This window comes from Bradyrhizobium sp. CCGUVB14 (assembly GCF_024199935.1).
In the GTDB taxonomy this organism is placed as follows: domain Bacteria; phylum Pseudomonadota; class Alphaproteobacteria; order Rhizobiales; family Xanthobacteraceae; genus Bradyrhizobium.
Genome location: NZ_JANADS010000001.1, coordinates 274,318 through 298,430, shown reverse-complemented (window position 1 = coordinate 298,430; position 24,113 = coordinate 274,318). Strand labels below are relative to the sequence as shown.

Genomic DNA, 24,113 nt, shown 5'->3' with positions numbered 1-24,113 from the left:
TCCGCTCTCACGGAGCGCCCGTTGCGCGCTCCGCGTCAGCCTTGGCCCGCCACTGCTTGACCAAGTCACGCCTACGGCCGGGATAGCGCTCTTTCAGGAGCTTCATGCGCACGATCCGGTCAGCACGGAAGGTGCGGAAGTCCTTTCGCAACTCGCACCAGCCAGCAATGGTGCGGTGGGCCTGAAAAAAGCCGAGCATGATCGGCCATATCACACGTTCTGTCTCGGCAGCTTTCGGATCACGGTAGGTGATCCGGAGCTTGCGCTGCTCGCGCATGGCTTCGCGCAGCATTTGAAGGTCTACAGCCGGTGCCTTGGGTGGCTCGCGGCTGACGTGGAAGCTCCGGTCATCCACCTTGTCCCGAAGTTCAACAGGCAGCACAGCGATGATCTTGGAAAGCGCATTGCTCGCGGCAAATGCCAAGCCTTCATCTGTCTGCCGCTGCACCCATTGCGCGCCGAGTGCCATGGCCTGAATCTCTTCCCCCGAGAACATCAGAGGCGGAAGCAGGAAACCTGGGCGTAGGACGTATCCGACGCCCGGCTCCCCTTCGATTTCTGCTCCCAAAGCCTGCAATGATGCGATGTCACGATAGACCGTTCGCAGCGACACCCCGGCTTCGTGCGCAAGCTCGGTGCCGGATACCGGGCGCGGATGCCGCCGCAGCATCTGCATGAGATCAAAGAGCCGTTCGCTTTTGGACATGGAAACAGCCTAGCACACTCCTGCCAACAATTGGCAGCAGGATGTCAGCCCACCGCGACGAGCGCTTTCCCGCCGATCTTGCGGCCTTTCTCTAAGGCCGTAATCAGCGTTATCGCGCCGCCGAGCGGCACGGTCTCGGCGATCGGCAGCCTCAGTTTCCCTTGTCCGGCTGCATCGGCGATCGCGTCGAGAATCTCCGCGCGTGGCGTGCAGACGATCGGCTTCAATCGACGATTAAAGAGCGAGCGGAGAAACTTCATGGGCGTTGGATCGATATCGAGGAACACGCCGCGACTGCCCGCAAGATGCAGGCCCACGGCGGTCGGCATCGCAGCCGCCGTGTCGTAGACCACGTCGAACCGATCTCGAAGCGCCGACAGGTCGGTCTTCCGATAGTCGAACACTTTCTGGACGCCGAGATCACGGACCCTTGGCATCGCCTCCGCACTGCAACTGCCCGAGACCGTTGCGCCTAGCATCCTTGCGATCTGCACTGCGGCCTCGCCGACAGCGCCAGCACAGCCATTGATGAAGACCGACTGACCGCGCTTGAGGCCCGCCTTATCGACAAGGCCATTCCAGGCCGTAACGGCGGGCGTTCCAAGGCAAGCTGCGTCGTTGAAGGATACCGTGTCAGGCTTCTTCGCAAGAAAGCCCTCGTTCGTAATGACCGCTTCACCAAGCGCGCCGCTCTCCTTGATGCGTGCGAGGCCAAAGACCGCATCGCCCGTCTTGAAGCGCGTTACGCCGGGGCCGACCGCAACCACGATCCCGGAGAAGTCGCTGCCCATGGCTCGGGGAAACACTTTCCCCGTCACCATCTTCAGGTAGCCGTTGCGCACCTTCCAATCGATGGGATTGATCGCTGCGAAGGTGACCTTCACGGCAACTTCGCCCTTTCCGGGCTTCTCCGGCGTGACATCTTCGAGCTTCATCGTCTCGGGGCCGCCGTACTGGTAATACTGAATACGTCTCATGATACGCTCCACGTGCAGGGTTAGTGAGGCTGGACCGTCGCCATGTAGGCGGCGAACGGTGTCGCGTCGTAAATCACGCGCGTTGAAGCGATCCTGCCATCCTTGATAATCAAGTGTTCGGCGACGATCGAGTTCGGAACGGGATGAGTGTCCGCGTTGTAGACGATCACGGCTTGATCATCGTCACCGAAGGCGGCGAGCAGCGTCAGCTTCTTGATCATCCGCGAGAACCCTTCCTGAAAGCCGCGAAACGCTGCTGCCCCGTTCAGTTCGCCGATGGGTGAGGTGCAAATGATGTCATCGGCGGAGATGGAAACGATCTTGTCAGCATCCTTGCTTGCCATCGCATCGAAGTAGCTGCGGGCCACGGCCAACGCCTTGCCATTGTGTTCAGTCATCACGTTTTCCTTTCTTTGAGGTGATGAGTGAACGCTAGCACGGGATACTGACAGATTTTGTCAGTATTATATAAGCACTTGTTATTACTACAGTTATTGATGCTCTCTGAGAGATTCGAGCCAAGAGCTCTGTCCCCCGACCATCGAGCAGAACAAGATAGAACCGCGCAAGCGCGATGGATCGTTACCCGAAAGGGCCGAGACGCCGGATCTCTTTCTTTGATCCGGCGGCTCGGTGCGCGCAGCGCATAGAGCCAGTTCGCGCTCTTGCGCGATGCGCCCTAGAGGGGAGACGGAGAACGGCGACGAGGCTTACGGCTGCGCGACAAGGTGCGTGTAGAAGGCACGGTGCCCTCACCACGGACAACGGTGGCAAGAACATCTTCAGGCGCGGCGAGCAAAAGCTTGCTATGGGCTTTTCCGGTGATCGGATCGCGCCAAAGCAAGCGACTGCGATAAGGTTTGGTCGGCTGGAAGTCGCCGGATTTTTCCGCTTCGAACCCCTCGACGCTGAACAGGATCGCGGGATTCGTCGCGATATTTTCATCGGCAAAAATTCGAAACCCGTTTTGCTCCGCCAGCGTGGCAAGCGCATCTTCCGAAAGAACACTGTCACGGTTGACGAGGACAAGGCGTGTCTGGAATGGCCTCTCACTTTGCATGCGTTGCTGCTGCGATGGATCAAACGGCTCAAGCAACGCGATGTGCTCAAGCGGGATCAGGCGTTTTCCTATGGTGATTGTCGTCATGATTGGCTCCTTGTTCGTGTGGAACCTCTAGCGTTAAGGCGAACCGCCTCTTCGCGGCAACGAAGCGCTTTGTTCAAAGAAATTTTGAAGCCGGGCAGACTCAAGCGCTCGGGTATGATGGACGGATAACCCAAACATCAGGAGCCCATGATCAGCCAGCCCTCGGGGTCTGACCGTTCCCTTGCATCGCCAAGCACGAGCGCGGCATCAATCAGCTCCGCGCACACGCCCGTTGCTTCCGACATTTTGCGCGGCGCGAATGAAATCGCGGAGTTTATCTATGGACGGCGATCGGCTCGCCGCGCGGTTTATCACCTGGTCGAGAAGAACCGCATCCCGCATTTCAGGATCGGCACGAGCATTTGTGCGCGGAAGTCGGTTCTCCTGGCGTGGATCGCGGCGCAGGAAGCGACCGCCTTAGAGGCGACGTAAGGGGCCGCTCTTGCGGAGGCGCTTCACGATCCTTCGCGGCAAGCGCGGATCATCTTCGGTCATCACGTCGAGCGATGCATCGAGGTTCGCCAGCTCATCCACATCGTCGACAAGCGAGACATGGATGGGCGACAGAAAGCAATTCCCACGATCAAGCCCAATCGTAAGACCATCCATGTGCACGATGTGCTCATGATGCCCGGCAAAAACGCTGCGCGGATTGATAGCCGTACCCACGGTGCTCGTCCGCGCACGCGGCAGGATTGTTAGACGCAAGTTGCCTCCATGTCGCCGCGTGAAGAACAGCAAGGTTTCATCGATGGCGAACGCATAACCTCGCAACAGCCAATCGCTACTGGTCCGCGCGATGCCGCATTCTTTCAGGCGGGCCTCGACCTTAAGGGCGCGGCTGTCCTTATCTTCCGAGAACGTAAGACGGCCAAGCGCGAACTCATCGTCGCGGTCGGCGGCGTAGCGCCAATATTTATACGTGCCGATGATCTTTGCCCTTGCCTCGTCTTGCACGACATCGCACGCATGGAAGTAATTCAGGAACGCAAAATAGAACGCGTCATCGATAAGATCGAGCGCTTCTCGCCGCTTTCCGAACAGAAGCCGCTCGTCGTCAAAGATGTGTCGAAGCAGAACGCGGCGCGCCTCATCAGAAAGCGTCTGGCTTTTTAGTTTTCGTAAGGTGTTGGGTTCGGGATTGAGCGACCTGTCGCCGGATAGTTCCGCGATTTTGCGCAGCGGCAGAATGTCGGGATCGCGGAAGGCTTCGAGAAGAGGATAGAACTGGTCGGGTTCTCGCTCGGCGCGCAAGCGTGTCGGGCGGATTTGAATGGCGCCGGGCGCAGCTTCTATCGGTTTATCCATGTACCTCCCTGAAGTTTACCCCTGAATGCTAGCAAAGGACTCATCGCTGTCGATGAGTCCGATTTACTGCATACGCGGGTGTGAGCAGTGACTACGCCGCCCGCTGCGCGAACCAACGACGCGCGCGACACGGCAAACCGTAACGCGGCGAGAAACAAGCGCGGCGCTCCGTCACGACAACCAAGCGATCGGGGTTGCATCTTCTGAGGCCGAAGTCGGCGTCGCTATCATCGCGCCGCAAATGCAAACGCATGCGCATTCCACCACTTTGCGAGAACGAGATGCACGATAGCAACAGAACGCCGCCGGTCCGAGCGATGAACGACAACGACGGCCCAAGACCGACCGGGAAGCTTGACCCTAGCGGGCAAGCCGAGCAGGAGCGAGAGCATGGCCATGCACGCGCCTGTATGCCTTCCAGCGCCCGGTCGGACCATTCGAACAAGAGCGAGACCGAGCATTGCAGCCGCGACGGCGCGATGGCGTTGGCGAAACGCCTTGAAGCCTATTGGCACGGCGAAGGCTATCCCTCGGCCCGCTTTTGGGCGGAGCCAATCGAGGAGCGCTTTGAGAAGGTCGGCACTTACGAGCTGTATCGGGTGGTCTGCAATCTCGTGAATGGATTGCCGCCGCGGTACAAGCACGAGCGCTAGCGTCAGCGCGTTCCAGAGATCCAGTTGTCCGCTTTGCGCATCTCAGGGATTGAACCCGTCAAATAACAGGAAGCGCTCCCGGCATGGGCTCCGGCATCGAACGAGAACGCAACGCAATCCGTCTCGCGGCGGCACCGGTTCGCGCAATCGCCGAGGCTACTCGCCGTTTGCGAGACGCCAGCCTTGCGAAGCAGCTTACCGAACGGGATGAGCGTGTCGCACTTCAAGGAGAAGCCGGGGACGGATAGCCCCGCGAGCTTTTGCTTACAGAGGTCGTCGTCGCCTCCAGCCATCACTTTGAGCTTGGCATTGAGGTCGCGGGCGGACTGCTCCTTTTGAACGCGCAGCGCTTCCAGATCATCCAGCGTTTTCTTCTGCGCGGCGGCGCGTATGTCATCCTGACGCTGCTTCTCGGCAGCGGCGCGTTGGTCCTGCGGGCTCGGCTCTCTTGGCTGAGCGGTCGGCAAGGAGGCGGGTACGGGCGTCGGCGTGGGCGGCGATGGCACTCGCTCGGCGATGACCGGGGGCGCACGATCGAATTTGACGGCGCGGGATACGGCAAACCCGCCGACGATCAGCACCGCACCCGCGATAAGCGCGACGCCTTTCTTGCGGATCGAGGAACCACTCGACGCGGAAACGCCGGGAGCAGGCGCGGGGCCCGAGGAAGCGGAAGGACCGCCCGCCGTGGCGTCCGGGCGCGACTGATGGGTGTAATTTCCGGAAAACGAGGTGATTAGACCCGGTTTTGCACGATCTTTTCCGATGATTTCCAAAGTCTGGACCGTGTCATCCTCGAACTCCGGCGATTCATAGACGGTCACGGCCTGCCCCGTCAGGGTAGGAACGAGGCCTGTGCCGGGTCGCGGCGCGGACGGCGAAGCCGATTTTGTTTTCTGAAGCCGGGTCTCCCGGAGCACGCGTTGCAGCTCGATCCGCCATGCGTCGAAGAATGATGATTGCCCAAACAGCACCCGCTCAAGCGCGGTCGTATCCAGCGGAAGGTGATCGTCGTCGACCCAATTCCAGAGCGTTTTGACGGTGACGCCAAGGGCGTCGGCGGCATCCTTTGGAGCCCATAGCCGCCCGGTCTGGCTTGTCGCGGGATTGATGTGTGGGCGGGTACCAAAGACAAAGAAATGCCAGAAGACGGCTTCGCCGAAGGTCCATTCCACCCGGTTCTCGGGGATCGCTTTGGTCTTCTTGGGCACCGTTGCGCTTCTTTGGAGGTTGATTGCGCTTCGTTACGTCGAGATTTCCGGCAATCTGGCTTCTTTAGGGAGGGAGTTCAACCAGAAAGAGGTGTCTCCCATGATGGTCTACCGGACTAACCCTAACATCGCCCGCGACGACGAACGCCCGGCCCTCCCGCTCAATCTCTCGGATCGCTGCTTCGATGCCATGAAGCGCCATGCCGCCGCGATGGGCGGCTCGGCTCCGCCGCCCGGCAACCCGAAACCGCCACCGCCTCCAGTCACCAAACAGGGTACGCCCGGCGACGTGATCTATGGTGCGCGCGCCATCGCCAAATTCATCTTCGACGATGACAGTAACCGGGCGAGGCGACGGGTGTTCAATCTCTGGACCTACTACAGCAGCCGGAAGGAGCGGGCGGGCTTCTTTAAACTGAAGGGCGCGCTCTGCCTGTCCAAATCCCAATGGCTGGCGTTTCATGGTTTGGGATAGCGCGGCTTCGGCAGCAAGGCCCAATGGCGCGGTGAGCGAGGGACCGGCGCGGCGATGCGAAAGCGTCGCCGCTTTCTCGTCGAACGGATGGCCCGCAATGCCTGGCGTTTGTCATCATCGAGCGCCGCCATGAACCGCGCGATAGCCGCATCGCGCTCTTGTTCGAGCGCCAGGATCGCAGCCGACGGGTTGCCTTGCGCGCCGATGATCAATCCTGCGATCTTCGCCGCATACAAACCGCGAAGCCTTCCAAGGCCCGCCAGCAAAAGCGAAGAGAACGCTCGCGCGATGCGAGCGCGTGCTACCGCTGCCTCGTCGTTGAACGCTGTCAGGAGCCAATCTCGTCTCCGGGGCCTGAAGGCGGCTCGTGCCTCAAACCCGCGCCTAGTCCCGACCGCCTCGATGGCGGGCCTTGTTCCACGAAGCCCGCATGACGGACTGAACCTCGTCCTTGCCTTTCTTGACGGATTGATCGGTCATCTCGCGTGTCCTCTCGATGCGGTCCTTCTCAACGCTTCCCTCCGTGCGCTCGGCGCGCGTCGCTGCGTTGGCCTCCGGTGCTGGCCGCGCTCGGGCCGTCTCGCTCGCCTGCCGAGCCGATGCTGCTTGCTGAATGTCGCGCTCGATTACAGCGGGCCGCGACGTTTCCACCGCCTCCTTGGCGAGCGGATCGGTCGTTCGCTTCCGCGTCGTATCGAAGAGGTCGAGCGTTCCTTGCTCGCCTCGGGCCGCGCGCATTCGTTTCCCCGGCTTTCTTTGGGCCTCACGCGCCGGTTCCGGCGCTGGGTACGCCACGTCCATCAATCGGTATGTGCGCAAGCCTTGCGCCTGCCGGCGCGTCAATTCGAGCTTGTCAAAGCGCTGTTGCGCGAGGATGCCGTCGTAAGCCTTGTCACGCTCTTCCCGCAGCTTGTCGCTGGCGCGAGCGCGCGCTTCATCGAGCGCTTTCCTCTGCGCTTCGATCAACGCACCTTTCATTTGGGCGAGCGTGGTTCGATCAAATCCGTTGCGCTTGGCGGCATAGTAGGCTCCCCACTGGTCGCGGTACTGCTCCCTAACCTCGCGGAAAGCGGCGTTGCGCACGTCGCGAAACGCCTGCTTGCCATCCATGAAGAACTGCTCGCGCTGCTGCTTCTGGTATTTCTTCAGCGCTTCCCATTCCTTTCCGTTCATCGTCTTGCTATCAAACCGCTCGAAGTAGCTTGGCGCTTCGGTCAGCCGTTCGATTTCCTTACGCTCGAAGGCGATCTCATCCGGCTTGAAGCGCTGCCAGCTTTCCCGCGTCGGCGTGGGTTGCCGCTGCTCCTTGTTCACGAGCCGCTGCTCGCAATAGATGCGGCCCTGTTCCTGCTCGTATTGAAGGGCGAAGGCTTCGGTCTTTCGCCAGTCATGCGCCGTGCGGATCGCCCGCCCATCCTCTGGGCTCACGCTGTTCATCACCACATGCACATGGGCATGTCGCCTATCGCTGTGAGAAATGAGAACGGCTTGCCGGTCCGCCCAGCCCATGCGCTCGATGTATTTCTGCACGGTTTCGATCATGTGCGCCTTGTCCGGCGTTTCCCCATGCGCCCAAGAGAGGGAAAAATGCCGGACCGGCTTTTCAAGCTTGCTGCCGCCGGTCGAGATGCCAGCCTGCCGCTTGAGAAGGTCGGCGGACCGGAACGTCCAAAGCATTTCATCGACGGCGGAACCCACGTCGTCGTTTGCAAGGTTCAGCGTGTGGGTCCACGCCACCCGTTCGCTCGTTTCCGCCTTGGCATCGTGGGTGAGGTAGTTGCACACGCCTTTGAAGGACCGCCCGGCCTTATGGATTTTGATGATCATCCCTTAAGCGCCTCCCGCAGGATCGCGCGCAGCTCGGCAAGAGCCGGAGCCAGGTCGGCGGGCGATTCAAGGTCGAGCTGATGGATTTGCCGCGCCACCTGATTGAGGTTGTTGCCGATGCGCGCGAGATGGGTAAGTAAGAGGGGATCGAGTTGGCGGACGGCCAGCGCCGTCCGCGCAGGAAGCGCCTTGGCGAATATCTTCGCCCGCACATAGTCGACGGGCCGCATTCCCGCGACGCGCGCCGCTTGCAAAAGCTTGGCGAATTCGGCATCCGTCAGGCCGACGTTGAATTGCCGATTGCGTGTGATGTCGAGTTTTGGTCTAGCCATGGCTCCAATCCGCAGAGCGCATGCGTCCTAGGTGTCGGGTGCACCTTTTAAGCACCTGACCGAGTTGGTATTGCCCCTAGGCAATACATAACTCGCTACGCTCTTTCCTTTTTTCATATGGCCAAGCGACGCGCGCGCTCAATCATCCGCACGCGCTGAAATCAAACGTATGCCGATGCGGTCCAAAACTCTGTCGCGCATTACCAAACATTCCGCGCATCAATGAGGTGATGCAGGGCGATGATCTTCCGGTGCAACAACGGAGGATTCCCATGCGCTCGATTTGGATCAAGCTCGCGCTGTTTCTGTGCCTTTGGTACGAGGTGGCGGCGGAGCTGCACTTGGATGGCGACCGCTCGTTCGTCATCAGCCTTACGATCGTGGCGCTTGGCTGGATGGCGCTACGCATGTCCGGCTCGCTCGCGGGATTGCTTGGGCCGAACGTGCACCGGCTGCTCGTCGGCACGGTCGCGTGGCTCATGCTTTTCTGGTGGTTCGCGCCGCCGCTTTTGAAGGCGCAGCCGGTCGTGTTCGTCCTGGCTGGCGCTGGCGCGATCGCGGTCGGCGCGGCAAAATTCCGTCACTGGTTCGAGGCCGAGGGTCACAAGCTCGGCAAGGCCTTCCTTCGCGACCATTCGCAATATGTCGTTGGCGGGATGGTGGCGGGGCTCTCGGCGCTTTTTCTTTCTCAGCAATATTGGGGCTCGATCTGGACGGTGATCGGCTACGCGCTGCTGCCGGGGTTGCCCTTTGCCTTCGGCTGGCAGATGGCCGAACTCGCGAAACGTGCGCGTTTCGACGCCAAGGTCGGCGATGAAGAAAGCTTCCGCGAAGCCGGTATGAGCGAGGAGCGCTGACCATGGAACGGTTCTCCATCCCCTATGGCTATTCGACCGAGCGCCAGAGCTTTCCGAGCTACGCCGAGGATCGGCACCTGTGCACGATCGGCCCGACGCGCAGCGGCAAGGGCGCGAGCGTCATCGTGCAAGCGCTTCTTCAGGTACCGCATAGCGTCGTCGTGATTGATCCCAAGGGCCAGAACGCAGCGGTGACGGCACGCGCGCGGCGCGCGATGGGACAGGAGGTGTTTGTGTTGAACCCGTTCGGCATGCACACGGGCGCGCCCTGGCGTCTGCCCCGCCATCGCTTCAATCCCTTGGAAGCACTCGATATCGCGAGCCCGAACGTGGTGGCGGAAGCGGCGGGTCTCGCGCAAGCCCTCATCGTGACGCAAGGCCGTGATCCATACTTCGACGATACGGCGCGCGATCTTGTCTCGGCACTCATCCTTTATTTGGTATCGACCTTGGGCAAGAAGGCGACGCTCGGGCACATGCGCAACATGCTGACCAGCATCGCGAGGCGCGATGACGATGCCGCAAGGCTGTTGAAGGCCATCGCATCGAGCCCGCATCCCTTTATCAGCCAACCCATCGGGCGCTTTGCCGATGCCGAGGCGCGGGATATCTCGAGCGCCGTGAATACGGCCATTACGCAAACGGCGTTCCTCGATGATCCGGCGCTCACCGATCCCGCGCGCGGCGGCGCGCTGACGGGAAGCGACTTCAGCCTTGCGCAACTGAAGCACAAGCCGACATCGATCTACTTGATCCTTCCCGGCCATCACATGACCGCCTATAGCCGCTTCCTTCGCCTGTTGATCACGGCGGCGATCGATTGCGTGACGTCGACGCCGGGCGGCCATCCGGTGTTGATGATCCTGGACGAATTCGCGCGGCTGCAAAATCTCCCTGCCGTTTCAAACGCGTTCGCCTATGCGGCGGGCATGAACCTTCGCATCTGGCCATTCTTGCAGGATCTCGGGCAGCTTCAGTTCATCTACGGCAAGGAGTGGGGGAGCATCCTTGCCAACTGCGGCTTGATCCAGTTCTTCACGCCTGCCGATGTCGAGACGGCGGAGTATCTTCAGCGGCGCGGCGGCAGCACCACGGGCGAGACGCGAAGCCGCAACTATTCAGGGGCAGTGTGGAAGAGCGAGCGGGGAGAATCCCGAAGCGAAACGCGGATGCCGCTCCTGCCATTCGAGCAGATGATGAGCCTGCTAAAGGATCGCTCGGTCGTATTTTTCGCGGGCAAGCATGATCCGCTTATTTCCGAGCGGCAATCCTATTGGACCATTCCGCGCCTAAGCGGGAAGTTCGACCCCGATCCTTACCACACCCCATAGACGAAGCCGCGCGAGGCAACGCTAAAATCTGTTCTTGTTCAAGCTTCTCGCACGTTAATTGATTGAAAGTAAATAATGTTTTGGAACGGGCGAGGGGTGTCGTTAGCATTCAAATCGAAGCTGGCAGAAACGCCAGCCAATATATTCGTCTTTCGGCCAATGATCATTTCCGACCTCTTCAATTCGACCAAATTTTGTATGGGCCTTACCGTGGGAACGACGTTGAATGTCGCTCAGACCATCCTCGCGACCGAAATCGACCTTTCTCACGACGCATCGGCCGTGGTTGCCCTCGTGGCATCCGCTGGCGCGGCGGCATTGACCGCTCGTGCAGCACGAAGGGGGAGACCCACACCTCCTGCGCCTGGTCCTTAGCGACGAAGGCGCGGTTGCGACCTTTGCGGTTAGGTTATATTATGCGGGCACAGCCGATCGGGGTCGCCGATGCGCAAATTTCCGGTCTTGCACGAAAGTTGGACTACCTCGCTTCTGCGTCGCCTTCCTGAAGAGCCGATGCATGTGAAGATTGCGCTCGTGGCAATCCTCGTCGATCTCGTTTCGATTGCTGTTCATCTGCACGTCCCGGTCGTCGCCATAGCTGCCGTTATTGCGATTGCCGCTTCCTTCGTCGCTTGCGTCGCCTCAGCCGATCGGTACGCGGATCGTGAAAAGTGGCTCGAAAGCGAAGCCACGCGCCTCAAATGGATTGATCGCCGTCAATGTCTGTTGACGCCCGTGGAACTGTTTCTCCACGGATTTCTACCGTGGCAATGGCCAGTAGTTAGACGCCATCGCAGGATGCGGGCCGCTTTGCTTCACCCCGCTCGTACATGCCCTTTCTACAAGCGAACCATGATCCGCGAGCTGGAAAAGGGAGGCCTAACACCGGAAGAAGCAGCGCTCTGGGTGGAACAGGATTTAAGAGAACTTGAGTCGTGGGCGGTTAGCTAAGACCGCTAGTAGAAAAATGCTCCCGGTTTGAAGCCGGGAGCCATAATCTGTCTAAGCGTCATCGCGCTTGTCTTGTTTCCTCTTCGTACGGGTCCAGACCAGCGTTGCGGTTTTGCCGTCCTCGGACGGAAAGAGCGCGGCGTTGAGGGGCGCGGGCCAGACGGGATCATCGAGATTGACCGATAGGAAGGCTTTGCCCTTGTCGCTTTGGCGCTTCCAGGCCGAGCCGATCTCGACCGTTTGGTTCTCGATGCGCTGGAAGGTGACGCGGTAGTCCGGCTGCTTGTCGGAAGCCTTCTTGTTGGGCACGAATTCAACATTGAACCCCTGCGTCGTGAGAAGCTGGATGTCGCCTTTGTAGGTGTCGGCTTTCTTGTCGTATTTGAACTGACCGATATTCATGTTCGTCTCCATTTAAGTTGCGAGACCTCCACAATGGCGATCTCGTTGCCCTGCCTCGGCGGACGGGGATGACGGCGAACGGCAACATGAAAATTTCAGCAACGGGCGTCCGCCCTAAATTTTCTTGTTGCGTTCCTGAAGGGCGCGCGCCTTCGCGCGCGGCGGCTCCCGGCAGCAGCATGGGCAACGTCGTCAATCGCCTTGTGTTAGACGAGAACGATGGGGAACGAACGTGTCATTTAGATAGGCCATGCCGAGCGCCAAGGCGGTTTCCTCGGCTAGGGATCGCGCAAGGGGCGTGGGCCGCGTCCAGATTAGATCGAACCAGCCCTTGTATTCGCGCTTCGATAACACAGCGGCGTAGATGCGTTGGGGTAGCGCGGGCATATCGATGCAGACCCCGAGAACGGGTTCGCATTCTATGGTCCCGCATTTCCAGGCCACGCCGATTTGAAACGGGCAGTTGGCATAGCGCTCGATCTCAAGGCGGTAGTCGGGCGCGTTCCCCGAGGGCACCAGCTCCGGCCTCAGGTATGCGAAGCTGGTATCGGCGCCAATGCCTTGAATGCCACCCTTGTAGGTGTCCGTGCCGGAATCATATTCGAAACCGCCGATGATCATCATCGCTCCATTCGTTTGACCGATGGTGCCACGGCCACCGAATGCAACGCACGGAATGGATGGGAATGCTCGGTAATACGACTTCGCTGAAGATTTCGCAGAAACAAACACAACAGCCGAAGCGGAGCGAAGGCGAGAGAAAAGGCACCCGCTTACGGGACAGTGATAGCGACGCCGTCATGAAATGACGGCGGGGCCCGCAAGCGAGTGCAGCCGCGAGACCGGTTAACAAGGTACCCGCGCGATGGGCAGTGATAGCGGTGCCGCGAAGCGGCAGCCCCTCGCGCGAGTGCCTCCGGCGAGCGGCTCACAATCGCTCAATAACGTTGCTTAAACGAATCCGACACCACGAAGCGATGCACCCACGGCTTGGCACGAACCCGGTTCATCACGTCCCAATACATCGCCCGCGCGACCGGCTCGGTGCAACCCTCCGGGAAGCGATATGCGTATATTGGAAATAGCTCTGTTGCCTTTTCGGTCAAATGCCAAGAACGCGCGAATTCGGGCTCAAGGTAATCAAAGATCGCCCACCGGATATTGTTCAGGAATTCTGCAATCTGGCTGGAGTGATAGATAAAAATATCGTCGTGAAACCACTCAAAGAAATTGTCGACGGCGAGATAGGCTTGCTGCTCGGTGATGGGATGACCGCTGGCTTCGATCAGCGATCGGATGTGCCGGACGTTGGTCGATAACCTCGCTAGATTATGCTTGGCGATATCTCCACATGTCTTGAGGTATCTGTAGCGAGAAATGCGAAGGTCCGCGACCACGTCGATGTCACCGAGATTGACACCTTGGGCAGTGAATTCTCCCTCCAGCCAGGCGGCAAATGCTTCGACATGCGTACCCAAAGCCTGTGTATCGCCTGCGAAATGCGGCTTCGCGCAAACTTGCCGAAGGTAATAGAGGAAGGTCAGGTCGGAGGGCCGGGCGTTTGATGGCGCAGCCTTAAGCCCGAGCGGTACGGCTTCGCCCTTGAAGGCGCGAAGCTGCGACAGAAAATCACCAAGCAAGATGATAAAGAGGCGGCGATGCTGGCTCGTCTCGAACATCATGCTAGTCGGTGTAGTCTGGTCGTGCTTGACGAACATGGCCCAGTTGACCATGCCGTTGATCATCTCCCACGCCGAATTCAGAATAATGCACTCTTGCTCAATTTCGTTCATGCGTCATTGCACGGGGTTTTGCTAGCTCGACACAATCGAATTTCTCAGTGTTTTGAGAAGCGCCGCCGCTTCATCAATCTTCTTCAGAATGTCGGGGTCCTTCTTCATATCGGCCAACGCCGTCCACGGAACGCGCTTCATTGATTCAACGACTGAGGTAAGGTCCTCGGAAAGGCCAGAGCTTTCTCCCTGTGTCTTGCCGCCGATACGAAGCATCGCGGAGTCGATATCGCCGTCATGAGTGAGGAAGTTTGCTTTCGCGACCGGATCGGGAAGGATCGCTCGTAATTTGCGAAGGTCTTTGGAGTTTGTAATGCGCTTCCGAGCGACCTTATCGACAACTGCATCAATCACCGTTGGTACAAGCAACTTCTTGCTAACGCCAAAAAGTTCGCGCGCCCATGTGATGCTGGCATTTAAGTCTTTGAGGCCTTCCTCGCTAAAACGTTTTGCAAGATTGAAAACTTCTTCAAGTTTATCCAACTCGCGGAACGATATGCCCAGTATGTTAGCGGCGCTTGCTCGTCCAACTAGTTCGATGAGACGGTAGGCAACCATTTCTTTTTCCCGCGCATCCCACTCTTTTCTTTGTCGGTGAATGTAAATCCAAACGCGAAGCCGATCCTCTTCGCTTAGAACGCGATCCGTTACCTCAATCGGTATCTCACGAAACTCGGATTTTCCTTGATCAACGAGGACCTTGGAATTCTTCCAGCGTCGTTCGCCGTCGATGATTCTGAACTTTCCCTCGATCTCAGGATGCGGCTCGACAAGTAAAGGTTCAAATATGCCCTTGTTGTCTACGATTTGGCGCTGAAGCTCCTCATCCTCTTTAGGGCCGAGACGTGGCTGCCTTGGGTTAGGAACAACATCGTCAATGTCGATTTTCCTGCGGTAGGTGCGTAGCACCGTCCCACCAAGTGGGCGCTCTTGGATGCCAACGACACGGGGGGCGGTAGGTTCAGGCTTGTTCATCGTCATTCTTCGATAGAGGATTCAATGATCGCTTCGATTTGCTCGCGCATTTTGGCGTGGTCCCTTTGTTGAGACTTGAGAAGTGAGCCACGTTTGCTCCACATTGCCTTGTGGGCTTTTTGCTCATCTTCTTCCAGCTTGAGCAATTTCTCGTCCGTACCTTCCATGGATTCAAGCAGCTTTGTGAATCCATCCGACGTTATGTACGTGTAAAGATGCTCAGTTTTGCGCTCGCGCCCTTCGGCACTTAGCCGCTGGCTGTGACTGTGGACGATCTCGTTACGCAAGATGTCTGCTATCGCCAGCGCACAGGTCGGCTTAACGCAAACGACGCCATCACAAATCTGGACATGGCCCGCGCCCTTCTGAAGCTTGCCAGTTACCAGCACTGCATGGTTCGCTTTTTCGGCGACCATGTCTTGGCGGAGATTCGATGCGAACTTGGAACTCCAGATATCGCGGCTTCGTGTATCGTAAACGATTGTTCCACAGGCCTTCTTGTTGTTGCTCCTGACTGTGTGAATGATCTCTGCGCCTGTGTTCTTGCCAACAACCCGAAAATCATCCTTCGGATAGGCCTTCTTCAAATGCTCAAGCACTTTAATGTCGACCCCGTCGGCTTCTTCGGCATCGACAAGCTTTTGGAGCGCTGCGATCTTTTCATTGAGAACTTTGGCTTCCGCCGCGTTCTTTGCATTCACCGCATTTATATCTTCAAGCTTCTGCGCCTCCATGGCCGTGCGGACTTCGTCCCTGGCTAGCTTGATCGTGGCCTCTTGCTGCGCCTTGAAGGTGGTCAGTTCGCCGACGGCCTCAAGGCGCTTTTGCTCGGCCTCTTGAGCCTTTTCGGCTGAGGCGGTTTGCGCAGTGGTCAGCAATTCGATTTGCTGCTGAAGCGCTGAATCGGCCAGTTTCTTTCCCTCTTCTCGCGCTGCGTTTTGCTGGAGAACAGACTCAGCTTTTTGCTGCGCGATTGCGGTCGCGTGCTGCTCGTTCAGGGCGGCGATGTCGGCCTTCCGCGCTTCATCGAACTGAATTCGGATCGAACTCACCTGTGCATCCAGCCGGGCCGCGAATTCTTTTTCCTGACGCTGTTGGTCGGCCTCATAGCGTTCGCGGATTTCGGCGACGCGCTCGTTCGGAATTTCTTGCTGGCAGTAAGGACAGGTCTCGCCGCTGACGTGGATGTGCGGAGCGGTGGGAGGACTAAAAGCCGGTTGCGTCGCCATAGAGATCACCCTCTTGACAAAGTAAAAAGTAGGTCCTATTTTGTCCTAAAGCTTCCGATATGTAAAGTGGGACGACTCGGGAGCTTCCTGAAATTCTACTCAGGAAACCCGATCGAACACAACATAAGGAACTAAGCCTATGCATGATAAGAACTTTTTTCTCTACAGCGGCGCGGACCTTCAGTTCCGCCGCGGCGAGGTTGATGATAACACGCCCACCGGCGAACAGTTGGCGCTGGCAGCCGGGTTCAAGCCCGCCCAGCAGGCGACGGTTCTTCATTTTCTTCCCGACGGGGAGCTGGAAGACATCCGCCCGACCGAGACCGTCGCCCTGACCACGGACGAGGAGCGGTTCGTTATCGTCGAGAGCGACCGCTCGTTCCGCTTCACGGTCGATGGCGAGCGCTTCGACTGGCCGGTGCGCCTCATCTCCGGTGGCACGGTTCGCAAGCTCGGCCAGATCCCCGACGATCGTGAACTGCTCCTCGATTGCGAAGATGAGCGTGACAAGGTTATCGGCCGCCACGAACTGGTCGACCTTGGCCGCCCTGGCGTCGAGACCTTCAAGTCGCGTAAGCAGACGTGGGAACTGAACGTGCAAGGCGTCCCGGTGATCTCGGATGCGCCGTCCATTGTGGTGCGCACCGCGTTGGTCGATGCCGGTTTCGACCCCAACGCGGGCTGGCTCATCTTCCTCAAGGTGCACGGCCAGAAGAAGCGCCCGGTGACGTTGAACGACACCGTCGATCTGACCGAGCCGGGCATTGAAAAGCTGCGTCTCACCCCCGATCACGTCGGCAACGGCGAAGCGCCCGCGCCGACGCGGGCCTTCGAACTGCTCGACGCGGACGAGGAACACCTCAACCGCCTCGGGCTTCGCTGGGAGACCATCATCGAGTCCGATCAGCGCCGCTGGTTGCTGATCCACAACTATCCGGTGCCCGATGGCTTCACGACGAAACTGGTGCTCCTCGCGCTGGAGATTCCGCCGACGTACCCGCAGGCGGCGTTGTATGGCTTCTATGCGTTTCCGCCGCTGGCTTTAGCGTCGGGCGTCGGGATCGCGAACACCCAATTGCGCGGAACCATTCGTGGCCAGGAATTTCATGGCTGGTCCCGCAACCGTGGGAACGTTGCCTGGAATCCGGCCAAGGACAACGTCGCCACCCAGCTCACGCTCGTCGATGAGGCGATGGCTAAGGAAACTGGTCAGTGATCCCGCAGCACACCCTTACCCTGACTGCCGCGCTGCACGCGGCAGCGCAGGACCATCTTTTCCCCAGCGACGGACTTGAAGCCGCCGGACTCATGCTCTGCTCGCGCACGCCCGGCGAGCGTAGCCGCCTGCTGAGCCAACAGTTCATCCCGGTGCCGTATGCGGCTTGTCAGCGGGCGGAAGAAGAAATCATATGGCCCGGAGATTACCTTGAAGCCGCAATCGACGCCGCCGAGGCACAAGACCTCGCCATCATCGCGATGCACTCGCATCCTGGGGGATTGTTCGCATTTTCTCCTGCCGACAATGACAGCGACTTACGCGTTATGCCGAGCCTATTCCAAGCGTTCGGCTCCGTTCATGGCTCCGCAGTTATGGTGCCGAGCGGAGCAGTGCGCGCCCGGACTTATTCTCCGAAGATGGAGCGGCGCGACGTCGAGCTAGTGAGTGTCGCGCATCATGATATCCGTTACTGGTGGGCCAACGGCGAGGCGCGCGCACGTCGCCCTCTAGCCTTCACGGCTGCAATGACCACTGAACTTGGCCGCTTGACCGCCATCGTGGTCGGCGTGTCTGGCACGGGCTCAATTGTCGCGGAGCAACTGGCCCGGCTGGGCTTCGGACGCATCATATTGATCGACTTTGACAAGATCGAACGGAAGAACCTGAACCGCATTCTCAATGCTCGCCTCGATGACGCCGCGCGGGAGCGGCTAAAGGTCGAAATGTTTGCGGACGCAATCATCACTTATCGCGGGAATGGTGTTGCCGTTCCGGTTGCCGCGTCTGTGACGACGCGCGAGGCAGTCGAGTTTGCCGCAACAGGCGATGTGCTGTTTAGCTGCGTCGACACGTTGGAGGCCCGGCAAATCGCCGATTTGATGGGCGTCTCGTTTCTGATGCCGGTAATTGACGTCGGTGTCGTCATCCCGACGCGTAGAAGCGGCGAAGCTGTTGCCATTGGCGACGTGTGCGGACGCATCGACTATGTCTATCCAGGCGGCTCCACGCTTCTGGATCGCGATGTTTATTCGCCCGCTAGAGTCCGCGCAGAATATCTCCGCCGCACCGCGCCCGATCAGCATCGGGAAGAGGTCCAGGCGGGCTACATCAAAGGCTTGATCGAGGAGGCCCCTGCGGTCATCACGTTGAATATGCGTGCGGCGGCGGCGGCAGTAAACGAGTACATCGCGCGCGCCTATCCATTTCGCCTCGATCCCAACGAGAATTTTGCACGCACGGAATTTAGTCTGGCGGCTTGTGAGGAAGAGTACACCGCCGAAGCCACCTTTAGGCGTGGCGATAACTCCCTTTTGGCGCGCGGCGATCTCGAACCGCTGCTCGGGCTCCCGGCGCTGAAGCGATCCAGAAAGGCAGCCGCATAATGTTCAAGGCAATTTTGAATTCGCTAAATGGCGTATGGCGCTGGACCCGCAAGAAATGGGATGGTTTCGGGCCAGACCGACGCATCGAGATCATTGAGAGCGACAGCCTGCCGCCGAAGCTACCGAAACGCAATCTCGTTCTAGCGCGCGAGGACGACGAAGATTGGTGCGTTGGCATGCGATGCCCCTGTGGCTGCGGTGCGACCATCGAGCTACTGGTAGTCCAAGAAGCGAAGCCCCGCTGGGACATTTCTATTGATGCCAAACAGCGTCCGACGCTCAAGCCGTCTGTATGGGTGCAGCGCGGGTGTCGGTCGCATTTCTGGCTTCGCAATGGTCGCGTGCAGTGGTGCGAATAGTGTTTTGCTCGCAAAAGTATTGCGGTGGCGTACCTCAGTTGCGTAAGATCACCCTCATTCTTGAAAAGCAGTAAGCGAGATATCATGGCGACGACAATTGCTGCTGGCTTCACGTTGCTGAAGCAAAACTTAGAGATCACTGGGCTGCAATCCGCAACGGTATCCACACGCCAGCAGCGCGTCCGTGAGGCCGTCGAAAAGGAAATGACGGTTCTTTCGTCGTTTCTTGCTGGTTCGTATCAGCGATCAACAATGATCGCGCCGCTTGTCAACGCAGACGTCGACATTTTCATCGTGTTGGACCCTTCATATTACGAAAAATATACGCCAGCCGGTCTACTCGATCGCGTTCGCACGGTGCTGCTCAAGACATATAACACCGGGACACAAATCAGCCGAAATGGTCAGGCGGTGACCCTCACTTTCTCTGATTTCAAAGTCGACGCCGTGCCTTGTTATAACCGCCAGGGAGGCGGCTATCTGATCCCCAACTCGCTCGCCGGGAATTGGATATCTACAAACCCGCCAGCACACGAAGCCCACACAACGGCGTCCAACAAAGCACACAATGGAGATATCGTGCCGCTCATTAAGATGATCCGGCGTTGGAATAGGGAGATTAATAGCGCCTTCAGGGGATTCTATCTCGAGCTAATGACGATCGATATCCTCAACGGCATCAGGATTGACGATTTCCCTAGCGGCGTGCGCTACGTTCTCGACAAAGGCCGGGAGAAAGTGAAATTCAAGCAGCGCGATCCTGCTGGCTATGGCGATGAAATCAATCCGCTCGATAACGTCACAACGGTCGAGGATGCGGTGAGCCGCTTCACGACTGCATACAATCGCGCGATCAAGGCCGAGGAATATGCGCGTGGCGGCAAGATCGAAGCCGCTTATGGCGAATGGCGAAAGATTTTCGGCGATTACTTTCCCGCTTACGGGTAAATCAAAGCTTCAGCGCAGCTTTGATTTGTTCCCACTCGCGAGAGAGTGTTTCGTTGTTTGCAAAGAAGATTTTAGACGACAGGCTAATGCCCGCGTTGGCTTTGCCGGTCTCATAGAGGCCAAAGAGCTCAATGACTTTAGCGAGGAGGATTTTCTTCGACGGCGAGCTTTGAAAGAGTGCGTAGGCCTGATTGAAAACGCTTTCGCATCGTATCCGAAACCATTCGAGGCGTAGCCAACGCGATAGTAACTGCTCACTGAACACGGCCTGCGCGGCAGTCGATGCAATTGCAAGGTCCGTCTTCCGATATAAGACGGCAATCAAGAACAGAACCACGTAGGCGGCAATTCGCGTCCGTTCCCAAAACAGCATCTTCAAAGCTATAGCTTTGCTAAAGTGGCTGTTCTCCATAACGATGACGCCAAGGCGTCGGATAGGGTCGATTTCCGCGTTGTTGTAGTACCCCTCGGTCTTTTCTGCGGTCAGAGCGACCTGCGAAGCATTGCTAATCAATTCGGCGCGACGCCGATCTTCGGCTGACGGACGCCAGTAAAGCTTGATCGCAATACCGGAAAAAAACACGGTAAGGACTACCAGGACAAAGGCGATCTGGACGAGGTCATAGAGAATCGGATGCTCGGTTTTCTCGACCAAAAGCGCTGCGAATGACAACACCGCTGCGACATAAAAGAAAATGTCCGACACGCGATCTGCGATTTCGAGCGGCTTAAAATGACGCTCGCCGATGGGATCATGTCTCGTTGGGGGCAATTCGCTCATAAAACTGCATCTCGTATTCTGTTCGTCTTGAATGTAGCAGACGACCATCAGGACTACCAAGATGAAAGCGTTTTGATGAGCATAGTTAGCTCTAGGCGAGCAGCAACATCAAACCGCCCATTAGATTATTTTTTTGAACAAGTCCGGTCATTGAACTGCCGACCTTCGATCGCGTAGGCTTAAGGAATGCGGAATTTGCTGCACCACTTGGGATGGTGCGGCTATGCCCTCTGTCGTCGGGAACGCGACAGAACAGAATAGAGGGACCGTAACCAAGATCGCAGCAATCATGCAGAATGTCGTACACCGCCAAGTTGGAATTGCGCGTATCGAACGTGCTCTTCTTCTCCTTGCCTATTTGATTGAGCGCGATGGCGACGATTATCTCCCACTGTATGAGAAGCTTGAAAACCACTTGACCGAACTTCAAGCCCGCGAGGGCACGAAAGACCGTGCCCGTCGCTTGCTCGAATCTTATAGCCGCGCGGGACAGGCGAACGCGATCCGCTCCAAGAACTTGTGCTTAAGCTCAAGTGCCGGACCCTTGCCGTACTTAGATTTGCCCGAGCGGTGACCCATCAGGCTATCAATCAAGCTGTCCGGCGCTTCGGCTGCGACTAACCGATCCTTGAAGCTGTGCCGCAAAGAATAAACGGTGTGCTCGCATGTCGGGCGCAGGCCGTTCTCCTTTAGGTACTTGTTGAGCGTGCCGGACATGCTGGATGACTTGTCCCGATAGCGAGGGAAGCCCTGCGGCCTGAGCTTCATCGCGGCGAGCGCGACGCCCACTAGCGGAATCTGCCGCTCCGAATCCTTTGTTTTCAGGTGGCGACCGTCCGGAAGGATTTCGACGTAGGGGATTGGGGCGTCGAGGTGGATCGTGTGCTCCTGTAGATTCACGATCTCGGAGGGGCGCAATCCGGTTTCGATCATTACATAGAGAACGCAGCGGGCGTCCTCGTTCAGACCATTGAGCCCGCCGCCTAAGAATTGCTCCTTGATAAATTCGTTGTCGAACGGAATGCGCGACTTCTCGGTTTCTCCGCGCAAGCGAAGGTCCTTGAAGATGTCGGGGTATTTGTAGCGTCGCCGGATGCGAAGGTCCTTCAGCATGCGGCTAAGCTGGCCGATATCGCGGTTAGCGGTTTTCGCGTTGGCCTCGCCACTAACGACGCGGTCGCGCCACCAGTCGACGTATTTGAGGCCGTCACTCTCCGTTACCTCGGTCACCGGCTTGTCACCGACAAGGTCGACAAATTGCTGCGCCGACCGGATGCGGCTCGTCCGCCAAATCCGCAACTGCTCGGCTGACATGCCCTTTAGTTCGTCGCCGACCAGCGCCTCGTGCTCCTGTTGGAGCCGCGAGAGGGGCGGCACGGGCTCTTTCACCCTTCCGAGGACAGCGGCACACGCCGCTGGGTCCTCGTGCAATCCTTTGGCCGCAAGGGCTTCCAGCCGGTCGACGGTCTGCTGTGGCGGGAGCGCGATGAGGCGGGGCATTTCCAGCAACTCGAAGCCCAGGGATCGCACTTGCTGACGGGCCAGCTCGTACCGACTCACCTCATCGCCGAACGCATTGCCTAGCTTTGCTTTCCAAAAGGCCTCCAACTCCCGGTTCAGCTTGTCGGCCACGCCGGATGCGCGGCGGCCATTCCGGTCGTCGGCGATCCGGATTTTGGTCGAGTGCCGGATGATTCCTCGGGCGTCGAACGCGGCAAATTCGGTCGGAACACGCCGAACGAAATGCCAAGTGCCATGACGGCGGGTGAGAAAATCAGCCATCGGAGCGGGCCGGTGTTGGACGTTTTGTTGGCCGTTTTGTTAGACGCTGCGAAAAGCGCAGACGGCGAAACGCCAAACGGGAAGCTTCAAGCCTAACAGCGGCTTGTGCTTTCCCATTGGGAATATTTGGTAATTTCATACGAAGCTCTCCGGGGTGGGAGAGCGCTTCAGACGACCAGTTTAGAAAAACTGGAGCGGGCGAAGGGGCTCGAACCCTCGACCCCGACCTTGGCAAGGTCGTGCTCTACCACTGAGCTACACCCGCATCCTGTGTCGGTCGCATGACGCGCCGGCAACGGCTGTCGTATGCCAAAAGCGGGAGGCGATTGCAACAGCTACCGGCGGCATCAGTACGTTTTCGGAGCCCCAATATGAGCCCAAATCCGGTCGAATCACCCCAAAATGCTCCGGAACCACCGAATCGCCGCGGACGGATTGAAATTCGGCCGACCCGGCCCAATTTTAGGGCCTGAAACGAAGCATATGTGATGGCGACGTGCTAAAGACCCGCCATTCCAGACATCAGACGAGGGGATCCCGTGACGATCATCGACCAGGGTAACGGAGCGAGCCCGGCTGCAGCCGATCTGATCAAGGACACCACCACACAGACCTTCGTGAAGGACGTCATCGAGGAATCGAAGCGCCAGCCGGTGCTGATCGACTTCTGGGCGGAGTGGTGCGGCCCCTGCAAGCAGCTCACCCCCGTGCTCGAAAAGGCCGTCAAGGCGGCCAAGGGCAAGGTCAAGCTGGTCAAGATGAACATCGACCAGCATCCGGCGATCCCGGGCCAGATGGGCATCCAGTCGATCCCGGCCGTGATCGCCTTCGTCAACGGCCAGCCCGCCGACGGCTTCATGGGCGCGGTGCCGGAGAGCCAGATCAATGCCTTCATCGAAAAGGTGACCAAGGGCGTGACGGCACCCGGCGAGCCCAACATCGCCGAGATTCTGCAGGAGGCCGAGGCCGTTCTCGCCGAGGGCGACGCCGCAGCCGCAGCCCAGATCTACGCCGAAGTGCTCCAGTACGATTCGACCAACATCGCAGCGCTTGCCGGCCTCGCCAAATGCTACGTCACCTCCGGTGCGATGGAGCAGGCCAAGCAGACCCTGGCCATGGTGCCGGAATCCAAGCGCAACGATGCGGCCGTGAAGGCCGTGCAGACCGCGATCGACCTCGCCGAGCAGGCGGAACAGCTCGGGCCCGTCACCGAGCTGGAACAGAAAGTCGCCGCAAACCCGCTCGATCATCAGGCCCGCTTCGACCTCGCCACCGCGCTGAATGCGCAGGGCAACCGTGCCGCCGCCACCGAGCAGCTGCTCGCGATCGTCAAGCGCGACCGCAAATGGAACGACGACGGCGCCCGCAAGCAGCTGGTGCAGTTCTTCGAGGCCTGGGGCGGTGCGGACGAAGCGACCGTCGAGGGGCGCAAGCGCTTGTCGACGATCCTGTTTTCATAGGATTAGCG

Annotated in this window: 28 protein-coding genes and 1 tRNA gene; 11 read left to right on the top strand and 18 right to left on the bottom strand. The window is 58.7% G+C overall.

What is annotated here, in order from left to right; all coding sequences use genetic code 11:
• Positions 1–7 precede the first annotated feature (7 nt).
• The 4 genes from NLM32_RS01435 to NLM32_RS01420 form a co-directional block, all read right to left on the bottom strand.
• On the bottom strand, positions 8–706 hold the full coding sequence (locus NLM32_RS01435; RefSeq protein WP_254127442.1) for a YafY family protein: 699 nt from the start codon (positions 704–706) through the stop codon (positions 8–10).
• Positions 707–750: 44 nt separating this feature from the next.
• Positions 751–1,683: an NAD(P)-dependent alcohol dehydrogenase gene (locus tag NLM32_RS01430; RefSeq protein WP_254127441.1), complete on the bottom strand. Its 933-nt coding sequence runs from the start codon at positions 1,681–1,683 to the stop codon at positions 751–753.
• 20 nt (positions 1,684–1,703) lie between these two features.
• Positions 1,704–2,081 (bottom strand): nuclear transport factor 2 family protein, encoded by a 378-nt coding sequence (locus NLM32_RS01425; RefSeq protein ID WP_254127440.1) that lies wholly within the window; start codon positions 2,079–2,081, stop codon positions 1,704–1,706.
• Positions 2,082–2,362: 281 nt separating this feature from the next.
• The gene (locus NLM32_RS01420; RefSeq protein WP_254127439.1) at positions 2,363–2,830 is read right to left on the bottom strand and encodes a hypothetical protein; all 468 of its coding nucleotides are present in this window, start codon (positions 2,828–2,830) and stop codon (positions 2,363–2,365) included.
• Positions 2,831–2,977: 147 nt separating this feature from the next.
• Here NLM32_RS01420 and NLM32_RS01415 point away from each other — a divergent pair, with 147 nt between their 5' ends.
• Positions 2,978–3,262 carry a DNA-binding protein gene (locus NLM32_RS01415; RefSeq protein WP_254127438.1) on the top strand — a complete coding sequence of 95 codons (285 nt, stop codon included), beginning with the start codon at positions 2,978–2,980 and terminating at the stop codon, positions 3,260–3,262.
• On the opposite strand, the gene NLM32_RS01410 is transcribed toward NLM32_RS01415, so the two are convergent.
• On the bottom strand, positions 3,248–4,138 hold the full coding sequence (locus tag NLM32_RS01410; protein WP_254127437.1) for a hypothetical protein: 891 nt from the start codon (positions 4,136–4,138) through the stop codon (positions 3,248–3,250). The genes NLM32_RS01415 and NLM32_RS01410 overlap by 15 nt on opposite strands.
• A gap of 317 nt (positions 4,139–4,455) precedes the next feature.
• Here NLM32_RS01410 and NLM32_RS01405 point away from each other — a divergent pair, with 317 nt between their 5' ends.
• On the top strand, positions 4,456–4,791 hold the full coding sequence (locus NLM32_RS01405) for a hypothetical protein (RefSeq protein WP_254127436.1): 336 nt from the start codon (positions 4,456–4,458) through the stop codon (positions 4,789–4,791).
• A gap of 2 nt (positions 4,792–4,793) precedes the next feature.
• Here NLM32_RS01405 and NLM32_RS46010 read toward each other — a convergent pair whose 3' ends face one another.
• The gene (locus NLM32_RS46010) at positions 4,794–6,002 is read right to left on the bottom strand and encodes a PAN domain-containing protein (protein WP_254127435.1); all 1,209 of its coding nucleotides are present in this window, start codon (positions 6,000–6,002) and stop codon (positions 4,794–4,796) included.
• On the opposite strand from NLM32_RS46010, the gene NLM32_RS01395 reads away from it, so the two are divergent.
• Positions 5,995–6,477, top strand: a complete 483-nt coding sequence (locus NLM32_RS01395) for a hypothetical protein (protein ID WP_254127434.1) — start codon at positions 5,995–5,997, stop codon at positions 6,475–6,477. The genes NLM32_RS46010 and NLM32_RS01395 overlap by 8 nt on opposite strands.
• Here the strand turns inward: NLM32_RS01395 and NLM32_RS01390 are convergent.
• From NLM32_RS01390 to mobC, 3 genes are all read right to left on the bottom strand, one after another.
• A complete protein-coding gene (locus NLM32_RS01390) occupies positions 6,462–6,713 on the bottom strand; it encodes a hypothetical protein (protein WP_254127433.1) in 252 nt (83 codons plus the stop codon). The two genes, NLM32_RS01395 and NLM32_RS01390, sit on opposite strands and share 16 nt — an antisense overlap.
• Before the next feature lie 148 nt (positions 6,714–6,861).
• Positions 6,862–8,304: a relaxase/mobilization nuclease domain-containing protein gene (locus NLM32_RS01385; RefSeq protein WP_254127432.1), complete on the bottom strand. Its 1,443-nt coding sequence runs from the start codon at positions 8,302–8,304 to the stop codon at positions 6,862–6,864.
• Entirely contained in the window at positions 8,301–8,636 is a 336-nt protein-coding gene (gene mobC, locus NLM32_RS01380; RefSeq protein ID WP_254127431.1) for a plasmid mobilization relaxosome protein MobC, read from the bottom strand. Before mobC ends, NLM32_RS01385 begins: the two co-directional genes overlap by 4 nt.
• A 323-nt stretch (positions 8,637–8,959) precedes the next feature.
• Between mobC and NLM32_RS01375 the strand changes: the two genes are divergently transcribed.
• The 3 genes from NLM32_RS01375 to NLM32_RS01365 all read left to right on the top strand — a co-directional run bounded on the left by NLM32_RS01375 (position 8,960) and on the right by NLM32_RS01365 (position 11,775).
• Entirely contained in the window at positions 8,960–9,493 is a 534-nt protein-coding gene (locus tag NLM32_RS01375; RefSeq protein ID WP_254127430.1) for a hypothetical protein, read from the top strand.
• A 2-nt stretch (positions 9,494–9,495) separates the two neighbouring features.
• Positions 9,496–10,824, top strand: a complete 1,329-nt coding sequence (locus tag NLM32_RS01370) for a type IV secretory system conjugative DNA transfer family protein (RefSeq protein ID WP_254127429.1) — start codon at positions 9,496–9,498, stop codon at positions 10,822–10,824.
• 444 nt (positions 10,825–11,268) lie between these two features.
• On the top strand, positions 11,269–11,775 hold the full coding sequence (locus NLM32_RS01365) for a hypothetical protein (RefSeq protein WP_254127428.1): 507 nt from the start codon (positions 11,269–11,271) through the stop codon (positions 11,773–11,775).
• Between the two features lie 51 nt (positions 11,776–11,826).
• On the opposite strand, the gene NLM32_RS01360 is transcribed toward NLM32_RS01365, so the two are convergent.
• The 5 genes from NLM32_RS01360 to NLM32_RS01340 all read right to left on the bottom strand — a co-directional run bounded on the left by NLM32_RS01360 (position 11,827) and on the right by NLM32_RS01340 (position 16,174).
• Positions 11,827–12,177, bottom strand: a complete 351-nt coding sequence (locus tag NLM32_RS01360; RefSeq protein WP_254127427.1) for a DUF736 domain-containing protein — start codon at positions 12,175–12,177, stop codon at positions 11,827–11,829.
• A gap of 192 nt (positions 12,178–12,369) precedes the next feature.
• Positions 12,370–12,801 carry a DUF736 family protein gene (locus NLM32_RS01355; protein WP_254127426.1) on the bottom strand — a complete coding sequence of 144 codons (432 nt, stop codon included), beginning with the start codon at positions 12,799–12,801 and terminating at the stop codon, positions 12,370–12,372.
• A gap of 314 nt (positions 12,802–13,115) precedes the next feature.
• Positions 13,116–13,970: a hypothetical protein gene (locus NLM32_RS01350; protein WP_254127425.1), complete on the bottom strand. Its 855-nt coding sequence runs from the start codon at positions 13,968–13,970 to the stop codon at positions 13,116–13,118.
• Positions 13,971–13,991: 21 nt separating this feature from the next.
• On the bottom strand, positions 13,992–14,945 hold the full coding sequence (locus NLM32_RS01345; RefSeq protein ID WP_254127424.1) for a ParB N-terminal domain-containing protein: 954 nt from the start codon (positions 14,943–14,945) through the stop codon (positions 13,992–13,994).
• Positions 14,946–14,947: 2 nt separating this feature from the next.
• The gene (locus tag NLM32_RS01340; protein WP_254127423.1) at positions 14,948–16,174 is read right to left on the bottom strand and encodes a DUF2130 domain-containing protein; all 1,227 of its coding nucleotides are present in this window, start codon (positions 16,172–16,174) and stop codon (positions 14,948–14,950) included.
• A 139-nt stretch (positions 16,175–16,313) separates the two neighbouring features.
• Between NLM32_RS01340 and NLM32_RS01335 the strand changes: the two genes are divergently transcribed.
• From NLM32_RS01335 to NLM32_RS01320, 4 genes are all read left to right on the top strand, one after another.
• On the top strand, positions 16,314–17,390 hold the full coding sequence (locus NLM32_RS01335; protein WP_254127422.1) for a multiubiquitin domain-containing protein: 1,077 nt from the start codon (positions 16,314–16,316) through the stop codon (positions 17,388–17,390).
• The gene (locus tag NLM32_RS01330) at positions 17,387–18,775 is read left to right on the top strand and encodes a ThiF family adenylyltransferase (protein WP_254127421.1); all 1,389 of its coding nucleotides are present in this window, start codon (positions 17,387–17,389) and stop codon (positions 18,773–18,775) included. Before NLM32_RS01335 ends, NLM32_RS01330 begins: the two co-directional genes overlap by 4 nt.
• A complete protein-coding gene (locus NLM32_RS01325; RefSeq protein ID WP_254127420.1) occupies positions 18,775–19,134 on the top strand; it encodes a DUF6527 family protein in 360 nt (119 codons plus the stop codon). Before NLM32_RS01330 ends, NLM32_RS01325 begins: the two co-directional genes overlap by 1 nt.
• Positions 19,135–19,218: 84 nt before the next feature.
• A complete protein-coding gene (locus NLM32_RS01320; protein WP_254127419.1) occupies positions 19,219–20,082 on the top strand; it encodes a nucleotidyltransferase in 864 nt (287 codons plus the stop codon).
• A 1-nt stretch (position 20,083) separates the two neighbouring features.
• Here the strand turns inward: NLM32_RS01320 and NLM32_RS01315 are convergent, their stop codons facing one another.
• The 4 genes from NLM32_RS01315 to NLM32_RS01300 all read right to left on the bottom strand — a co-directional run bounded on the left by NLM32_RS01315 (position 20,084) and on the right by NLM32_RS01300 (position 22,910).
• A complete protein-coding gene (locus NLM32_RS01315; RefSeq protein WP_254127418.1) occupies positions 20,084–20,863 on the bottom strand; it encodes a hypothetical protein in 780 nt (259 codons plus the stop codon).
• Positions 20,864–20,954: 91 nt separating this feature from the next.
• A complete protein-coding gene (locus tag NLM32_RS01310) occupies positions 20,955–21,278 on the bottom strand; it encodes a hypothetical protein (protein ID WP_254127417.1) in 324 nt (107 codons plus the stop codon).
• Between the two features lie 59 nt (positions 21,279–21,337).
• Positions 21,338–22,645 (bottom strand): tyrosine-type recombinase/integrase, encoded by a 1,308-nt coding sequence (locus NLM32_RS01305; protein ID WP_254127416.1) that lies wholly within the window; start codon positions 22,643–22,645, stop codon positions 21,338–21,340.
• 190 nt (positions 22,646–22,835) lie between these two features.
• A tRNA-Gly gene (locus NLM32_RS01300) sits at positions 22,836–22,910 on the bottom strand.
• A 274-nt stretch (positions 22,911–23,184) separates the two neighbouring features.
• Between NLM32_RS01300 and trxA the strand changes: the two genes are divergently transcribed.
• Complete coding sequence (gene trxA, locus NLM32_RS01295) at positions 23,185–24,105, top strand: thioredoxin (RefSeq protein ID WP_254127415.1); 921 nt, start codon at positions 23,185–23,187, stop codon at positions 24,103–24,105.
• The last annotated feature ends 8 nt before the right edge of the window (positions 24,106–24,113 follow it).

Excerpts from the sequence above, each read along its gene's own strand:
- NLM32_RS01430 (WP_254127441.1), bottom strand. The coding sequence starts at position 1,683 with ATGAGACGTATTCAGTATTACCAGTACGGCGGCCCCGAGACGATGAAG.
- NLM32_RS01420 (WP_254127439.1), bottom strand. The coding sequence starts at position 2,830 with ATGACGACAATCACCATAGGAAAACGCCTGATCCCGCTTGAGCACATC.
- NLM32_RS01345 (WP_254127424.1), bottom strand. The coding sequence starts at position 14,945 with ATGAACAAGCCTGAACCTACCGCCCCCCGTGTCGTTGGCATCCAAGAG.
- NLM32_RS01435 (WP_254127442.1), bottom strand. The coding sequence starts at position 706 with ATGTCCAAAAGCGAACGGCTCTTTGATCTCATGCAGATGCTGCGGCGG.
- NLM32_RS01315 (WP_254127418.1), bottom strand. The coding sequence starts at position 20,863 with ATGAGCGAATTGCCCCCAACGAGACATGATCCCATCGGCGAGCGTCAT.
- NLM32_RS01385 (WP_254127432.1), bottom strand. The coding sequence starts at position 8,304 with ATGATCATCAAAATCCATAAGGCCGGGCGGTCCTTCAAAGGCGTGTGC.
- NLM32_RS01410 (WP_254127437.1), bottom strand. The coding sequence starts at position 4,138 with ATGGATAAACCGATAGAAGCTGCGCCCGGCGCCATTCAAATCCGCCCG.
- NLM32_RS01425 (WP_254127440.1), bottom strand. The coding sequence starts at position 2,081 with ATGACTGAACACAATGGCAAGGCGTTGGCCGTGGCCCGCAGCTACTTC.
- NLM32_RS01325 (WP_254127420.1), top strand. The coding sequence starts at position 18,775 with ATGTTCAAGGCAATTTTGAATTCGCTAAATGGCGTATGGCGCTGGACC.
- NLM32_RS01320 (WP_254127419.1), top strand. The coding sequence starts at position 19,219 with ATGGCGACGACAATTGCTGCTGGCTTCACGTTGCTGAAGCAAAACTTA.
- NLM32_RS01340 (WP_254127423.1), bottom strand. The coding sequence starts at position 16,174 with ATGGCGACGCAACCGGCTTTTAGTCCTCCCACCGCTCCGCACATCCAC.
- NLM32_RS01335 (WP_254127422.1), top strand. The coding sequence starts at position 16,314 with ATGCATGATAAGAACTTTTTTCTCTACAGCGGCGCGGACCTTCAGTTC.
- NLM32_RS01350 (WP_254127425.1), bottom strand. The coding sequence starts at position 13,970 with ATGAACGAAATTGAGCAAGAGTGCATTATTCTGAATTCGGCGTGGGAG.
- mobC (WP_254127431.1), bottom strand. The coding sequence starts at position 8,636 with ATGGCTAGACCAAAACTCGACATCACACGCAATCGGCAATTCAACGTC.
- NLM32_RS01360 (WP_254127427.1), bottom strand. The coding sequence starts at position 12,177 with ATGAATATCGGTCAGTTCAAATACGACAAGAAAGCCGACACCTACAAA.
- NLM32_RS01405 (WP_254127436.1), top strand. The coding sequence starts at position 4,456 with ATGAACGACAACGACGGCCCAAGACCGACCGGGAAGCTTGACCCTAGC.
- NLM32_RS01415 (WP_254127438.1), top strand. The coding sequence starts at position 2,978 with ATGATCAGCCAGCCCTCGGGGTCTGACCGTTCCCTTGCATCGCCAAGC.
- NLM32_RS01365 (WP_254127428.1), top strand. The coding sequence starts at position 11,269 with ATGCGCAAATTTCCGGTCTTGCACGAAAGTTGGACTACCTCGCTTCTG.
- NLM32_RS01305 (WP_254127416.1), bottom strand. The coding sequence starts at position 22,645 with ATGGCTGATTTTCTCACCCGCCGTCATGGCACTTGGCATTTCGTTCGG.
- NLM32_RS01355 (WP_254127426.1), bottom strand. The coding sequence starts at position 12,801 with ATGATGATCATCGGCGGTTTCGAATATGATTCCGGCACGGACACCTAC.
- NLM32_RS01370 (WP_254127429.1), top strand. The coding sequence starts at position 9,496 with ATGGAACGGTTCTCCATCCCCTATGGCTATTCGACCGAGCGCCAGAGC.